This is a genomic window from Oceanobacillus sojae (assembly GCF_900162665.1).
GTDB lineage: Bacteria > Bacillota > Bacilli > Bacillales > Amphibacillaceae > Oceanobacillus > Oceanobacillus sojae_A.
Map to the genome: position 1 here is coordinate 1 of NZ_LT727813.1, position 6,200 is coordinate 6,200.

Annotated in this window: 7 protein-coding genes; 3 read left to right on the plus strand and 4 right to left on the minus strand. The window is 36.4% G+C overall.

What is annotated here, in order from left to right; all coding sequences use genetic code 11:
* Positions 1–251: 251 nt before the first annotated feature.
* Positions 252–1,118 carry an aldo/keto reductase gene (locus BN1068_RS17260; RefSeq protein ID WP_077604119.1) on the minus strand — a complete coding sequence of 289 codons (867 nt, stop codon included), beginning with the start codon at positions 1,116–1,118 and terminating at the stop codon, positions 252–254.
* A gap of 420 nt (positions 1,119–1,538) precedes the next feature.
* Between BN1068_RS17260 and BN1068_RS17265 the strand changes: the two genes are divergently transcribed.
* Positions 1,539–1,979 (plus strand): cell wall hydrolase, encoded by a 441-nt coding sequence (locus BN1068_RS17265; RefSeq protein ID WP_077604120.1) that lies wholly within the window; start codon positions 1,539–1,541, stop codon positions 1,977–1,979.
* Between the two features lie 281 nt (positions 1,980–2,260).
* A complete protein-coding gene (locus BN1068_RS17270) occupies positions 2,261–2,899 on the plus strand; it encodes a helix-turn-helix transcriptional regulator (RefSeq protein WP_077604121.1) in 639 nt (212 codons plus the stop codon).
* A 229-nt stretch (positions 2,900–3,128) separates the two neighbouring features.
* Here BN1068_RS17270 and BN1068_RS17275 read toward each other — a convergent pair whose 3' ends face one another.
* The 3 genes from BN1068_RS17275 to BN1068_RS17285 all read right to left on the minus strand — a co-directional run bounded on the left by BN1068_RS17275 (position 3,129) and on the right by BN1068_RS17285 (position 5,176).
* On the minus strand, positions 3,129–3,689 hold the full coding sequence (locus tag BN1068_RS17275; protein WP_077604122.1) for an NADPH-dependent FMN reductase: 561 nt from the start codon (positions 3,687–3,689) through the stop codon (positions 3,129–3,131).
* A gap of 117 nt (positions 3,690–3,806) precedes the next feature.
* Positions 3,807–4,046, minus strand: coding sequence for a ferredoxin family protein (locus BN1068_RS17280; RefSeq protein WP_077604123.1), 240 nt, complete (start codon positions 4,044–4,046; stop codon positions 3,807–3,809).
* A gap of 146 nt (positions 4,047–4,192) precedes the next feature.
* Positions 4,193–5,176 (minus strand): NAD(P)/FAD-dependent oxidoreductase, encoded by a 984-nt coding sequence (locus tag BN1068_RS17285; RefSeq protein WP_077604124.1) that lies wholly within the window; start codon positions 5,174–5,176, stop codon positions 4,193–4,195.
* 425 nt (positions 5,177–5,601) lie between these two features.
* Here BN1068_RS17285 and BN1068_RS17290 point away from each other — a divergent pair.
* Positions 5,602–6,200, plus strand: a 599-nt coding sequence (locus BN1068_RS17290) for a superoxide dismutase (protein WP_077604125.1), incomplete at its 3' end; no start/stop codon positions are given.

Genomic DNA, 6,200 nt, shown 5'->3' on the forward strand with positions numbered 1-6,200 from the left:
GCGGAACGGCGAGCATGTAACAGGCTGCCGCCCCTACGGGGCAACAGCCTGTTACATGCCTATCCCCCAAGAAAAGTGTTCATTCTTATCAAGCAATAATGGTCTACTTTAGTTTAGCAGTTACATAAGTATCCTTTAGAGCCAAAATATAGCCGATACGCTTTAAGATTCACGCAATATTATAAATAAAAACCGCACTCCAAAGGAGAACATGGAAGCTCCCACGGGATGCAGTTTCTTTTTAAATCTTGTTATTTCAATTTCCCGCCAAATACAGGCATATCACTCGCTTCGCCATAATTTTCAATGCGCTCTACATTTTTCAAAGCTTCCATATCCTCATCGGAAATAGTAAAGTCCACTTCGGCATTATTTTTCATATGCTCTGGATTAGCCGTTTTAGGCAATGGCAGTAAACCAAGCTGCAGCGTATAACGGATACTTAATTGCGGTATGGAAACACCGTACTTTTCTGCGATAGCTGCAACTTTCTCATTTTTAAACAGCTCCCCGTGAGCAATTGGAGAATAAGCCTCAACCAGAATACCCTGCTCCTGCGTATATGCAATTAAATCAAATGGTGTGTTGCTGATATGCGCTAAAATCTGATTTACCATTGGCTTGACGGTGCCGTTACTGAGAATATTATCTAAATCCTCTTTTTGAAAGTTAGATACACCGATAGCACGAAGCTTTCCTGCCTGATAGGCTTCTTCAAGAGCCCGCCAAGCTTCCCGGTTTCCTTCAAAAAATCGCTCTTCTTCATCAAAATCCACCCATGGCTGCGGGCTGTGGATAATCATCATATCAATATAATCAAGACCCAGTGTCTCCAATGACTGATTAATGGATGAAACAGCTTCTTCATAAGATTTTACTTCTGCAGCTAGTTTAGTCGTAATAAATAAATCTTCTCTGTTTGTACCACAATTTTTTATTCCTTGGCCGATACCACTTTCATTTCCATATGCCTGCGCTGTATCAATGTGGCGATAACCGGCTTTGACAGCGTCCACTACTGCCTGAGCAGCATCTTCATCCTCTATAAACCATGTTCCAAGACCTAATTTAGGAATTTCAATCCCATTGGACAGCTGATAATTTTCGTTTAAAATCATTTGAACATCTCCTTTGGTAAAATGAATAAACTATATTCTTTGTATACCCATTTTGAAATTTATTATAGTACCTAGAGTGGACTTTAGGTCAATAGATTTGTTTTAATCCGTTTAAAATGCCAATATACATTGAAAAAAGCATATTACGTCAAAAAGATTCGGATGTAATTTGGTAGTATCCTTTTATATTCCCTTTTTTCATCTGGTAGAAACTTGAAGGTGAACCTGTTTATTTTTAATCACTTTACCCATTTTATGATCAAACATCAGGTAACAATATCAAATGGATATAAGATTAAAAAATTGCAGCTTTTCAATTTCTATTACACTAAGAAATTCACAATCCATATCCCAAAAAATACAAGCCCAGAAAGGCATGAATGCATACTTTCTGTCATAACATATTTTAGAGGTGAGATAATGGGAAGAATAGCTTACCGGGATGCAGACGTTGACTTAATGGCCAGGATGATGAGAGCAGAAGCTGAGGGCGAAGGAAAACAAGGAATGCTTTATGTAGGAAATGTTATTGTTAACCGCGTCGTAGCAGATTGTGGTGATTTTGTTGAATTGAGAACGGTTGATGATGTCATTTTTCATGTACAGGGAGGAAATTACTCCTTTGAGGCTGTTCAAAAAGGAAATATGTTTTATCAAAGAGCAAGAGAAATGGAAAAAAAATTAGCAAGACAGACTTTGGAAAGCTGGAGGAACCACCCGGCAAAATATGCTCTTTGGTACTTTAATCCATATGCTCCGTGTCCACCAACATGGTATGACCAGCCTTTTTCCGGTCAATTTATGCAGCATTGTTTTTATGAACCGGCTCCGGGGACATGCGAAAGTGTTTATATGGGGTAAAAAATCTGCTTTTTAATGATAGATAAGAATCCTCATAAGTTTTTAGTAATCATTTACTTCAGACCAGCTATCAAAAAGAGCATTTCGTCGACGACGGATGCTCTTTAAAAATTTTGGTTTTAAAATACTTGCAAAATACGTCTTCTCATTCACTCTATCAGCAAAAATCGCAAATCCAGATAACATTTTAATTATTATTGATTGTATAGTATAATTAACTATTAAAATACAAATTGGAACAAAATCTGTATTACTATAATCAGGAGTGAGGTACTCATGATATGAATGTTGTACAAAAAACAACCAAAGATAAGATACTTGATTATCTAAAAAAAGAAAGTTCCTTAGCGGTCAGCGACTTAACTGAATTATTAGATATGACTCATATGGCTATCAGGAAACACCTTAATATATTAGAACGTGATGGTTTAATTGTAAGTAAAGAGGTCAAGCAGCCTATCGGAAGACCCTCACAGATTTATTCTTTAACAGAAAGAGGAGAAAGACTCTTCCCTAAAAACTATGAAGGGATCAGCGTTGAGTTTCTTTACGATATTCAAGATATTTATGGAGAGCATGCCATCTCTAATCTTTTCAAAAGAAGAGAACAGCGATTAACAAAAGAATATATTAAAAGAATCGAACAAAAATCGAATCATGATAAAATAAATGAGCTTTCTAAAATTCAAACGGAAAAAGGCTACATGGCGAATTTATCTAAAACAGGAGAAAACTCCTATGAACTGATTGAGTATAACTGTCCTATTCTGGCTGTAGCAAATGAATTTAAATCTGCCTGTACCTGTGAAACACAAATGTTTAAAAATGTATTAGGAACAGATAATGTAAAAAGGGTATGCTGTAAAAGTGATGGAGATAATTACTGTAAGTTTCTGGTTGATTTTTATAAAAAGGATTAAAAAAAGCTTTCGATAATTAATTCAACTTATGATAGAAGGATTTCAAGAGAGAATACAGTAAAGAATGATTACGGACGGAACTCTGCACTGCACAGAGTTCCGTCCGTTTTTTCATACACTATGAATTGCGTTGAGAGTCAGCTGCTGAAGTATAATCTTTACTGCTTACAAAAAACACCTCAAATTTTTAAATGTTCTAAAAATCAAGGTGCAGTAAAAGTGTCTATTTTTAAACGAGTGGCGGAGCCGTCCCCGCACGTTTTTTTATAATGTCAATATAATAAACAAGTTTATTAGTTAATTCATTTAGGCGTTCGATCACATTTGGATTGGTTATCTTATAATTTGTATAATCTTTTTCTTCAATAAACACATATTTAGGAATTACCCAAGCCTGCATATAATGAAGAATTGGTTTTAATTGTTGTTCCGGAACTAAATAATGCTTGGCAGTTCCTGCTGTTGCCAAGATGCCCACCATTTTATTTTGGAAAGCATCTACAGGTAATAAATCAAAAACATTTTTCAGTGTCCCCGGAATAGATGCTTGAAAAATAGGCATCCCGATTAAATAGCCATCTGCCTGCATGATTTTTTCCAATAACACATGTGTATCGCCTGTATAATTCTGATACGGACGGCCATCACTGAATACGATGTTGTATTCTTTTAAATCAATTACCTCTATATCAATTTCTGTATATTCCTTTTGTATATATCTTAAAGCTTGTTCAACAGCAATTCTTGTTTTTGAGCCGACTGTAGAACCTGAGATACCAATTATTTTCACAGAGCATCCTCCTAAACCATTCCCTAACTTATTTCTATAATGAATAGCTGCAGTAGTTAATGTATCTTTAAAGAATAGGCAGATTATCAGAATTAAAATCCATTCAGCAATAAATGCTTACTTGCCGGCAAAAAATTCTTCTGCTTCAGTTAAGTATTTCTCTTGACTTGGAGTTAAATCATATTCTTCTTCAATCGCAGACACCGGACAAACAGCCTTGCAAGCTCCACAATCAATACAAATATCCGGATCGATATAAAATTGCTTAATCCCCTCTTCAATACAATCGACAGGACAGACACTGACACACTCTCCCGACTTTTCTCCTCTGCATGGATCCAGAATAACAAATGCCATGTAAAAAACCTCCCTCACTTTAATTATTTTTCTTTTATAGGATGTCCAAAATGACCTGCAAAAATGGCTTATTAAACCTCATCAGACTTTTATAATCTATTTATTTTTCAGAACTCACTATTAAAGTACTGTCATATCTTGTTATTTTAAAACATTGCTGTAGAATGCTTCGGCTGAATTCGTGCTTTAGGATCAATATAATTCTTGGCATTATTAACAGCAGTCGGGCCCTCGCCGAATCCTGTAGCAATTAATTTTACTTTCCCATCATAAGTGCAAATATCACCAGCTGCATAGATCCCGGGAATATTTGTTTCCATTTTGGAATTAACTACAATACTATTTCGTTCGATTTCTAACCCCCAGTTCTTTATAGGACCAAGACTCGATACAAAACCATAATTACAAATAACATTGTCTATCTCCAATTCAATCAGCTCTTCTCCTTTCATTTCTTGCAAAATCAGTTTTTCAATACGATTTTTTGCAACGATTGCTGAAGGAGCAAAGGGAGTGAGCCTTTCAACAGTAGACGCATGTAATTGATTGACACTATGCTCGTGAGCGCGGAATTGATCCCTGCGGTGAACCAGCGTTACTTTCGCTGCTTTTTTTTCCAGCATTAACGCCCAGTCTACTGCAGAATCTCCGCCCCCTAAAATGGCGACATGCTTATTATTATATTTGTTCATATCCTTCACATAATAATCCAGGTTTGTACCTTCAAATGCTTCACTATCACCAACATTTAACCTTCTTGGTTGAAAAGCTCCGTTACCGGCTGTGATAATAATGGTTCTAGTCAAATGTTTTTCTCCTGTACTTGAAACAAGGAGAAAAATATCATCATCTATCCGCTCCACAGTTTCTATAGACTGTCCAAGCACGATTTCAGGTTCAAACATTTTTGCCTGTTCTTCTAACTGATTGACTAAATCCTGCGCCTGCACTTTAGGAAATCCAGCAACATCATAGATATATTTCTCTGGATAAAGTGCTGCTAACTGTCCCCCAGTATGAGGCAGGCTTTCAATTATTTTCACACTGGCCTGACGCATTCCTCCGTAAAAAGCAGTAAACAGACCCGTTGGCCCCGCACCAATAATAGTTACATCAAAAACTTTCTCCATATAATACCTCTTTTCTTCACTAAGCTTTTCCCAGCTTCAAGTCGATACTAGTTAATCCATCTAACCTTATTTATTATTCTCAGGTCTTCTGTGCTGTTTGATATATCCATTATTTCAATCAATTTTTCTTGTATATTATGTATTTACTTCCTTTAATCGCATTCAAATTTCCATCTCCACATCACCGCTCTTCTCTCTATATTTCCTCAAAGTAAGGCATAAGATAATTTTATATTTTTTATACCAAAAAGTATAATAATAGTAGATTACAAAGTCAAGATGCACGATCCGCCTGTTTTCAGAAAAAACGCATTTGTTCACCAGCTGTCTATATACATTGTCTTATTTTTATACTTAAAGGTTGAAAAAGTATAGAAAACGATATAAACTGAAAATTATTAAATACTATTTAGGAGGAGTTACATATGACAAAATTTGAATTACCGGAATTACCTTATGCATACGATGCGTTGGAGCCAACGATCGATAAAGAAACAATGAATATCCATCATACGAAGCATCATAACACCTACGTTACAAAATTAAATGATGCACTGGAAGGGCATGAAGATCTGCAAAATAAATCCGTAGAAGAGCTTGTAACTGATTTGAATTCCGTACCTGAAAGCATTCGTACTGCAGTACGCAATAATGGCGGCGGACATGCGAACCACAGCTTTTTCTGGAAGACATTGTCACCAAATGGCGGCGGAGAACCGGCAGGAGAACTGGCTGATAAAATCAACAGCAAATTCGGTTCTTTAGACAAATTTAAAGAAGAATTTGCAGCTGCAGCAGCGGGACGCTTTGGTTCTGGCTGGGCATGGCTGGTATTAAACAATGGCGAGCTTGAAATTACAAGCACACCGAACCAGGATTCACCATTAACAGAAGGTAAAACACCATTATTAGGACTGGATGTATGGGAGCATGCATACTATCTTAAATATCAAAATAAACGCCCTGAATACATTTCAGCATTCTGGAATGTAGTAAACTGGGATCAGGTAGCTAACAATTACGA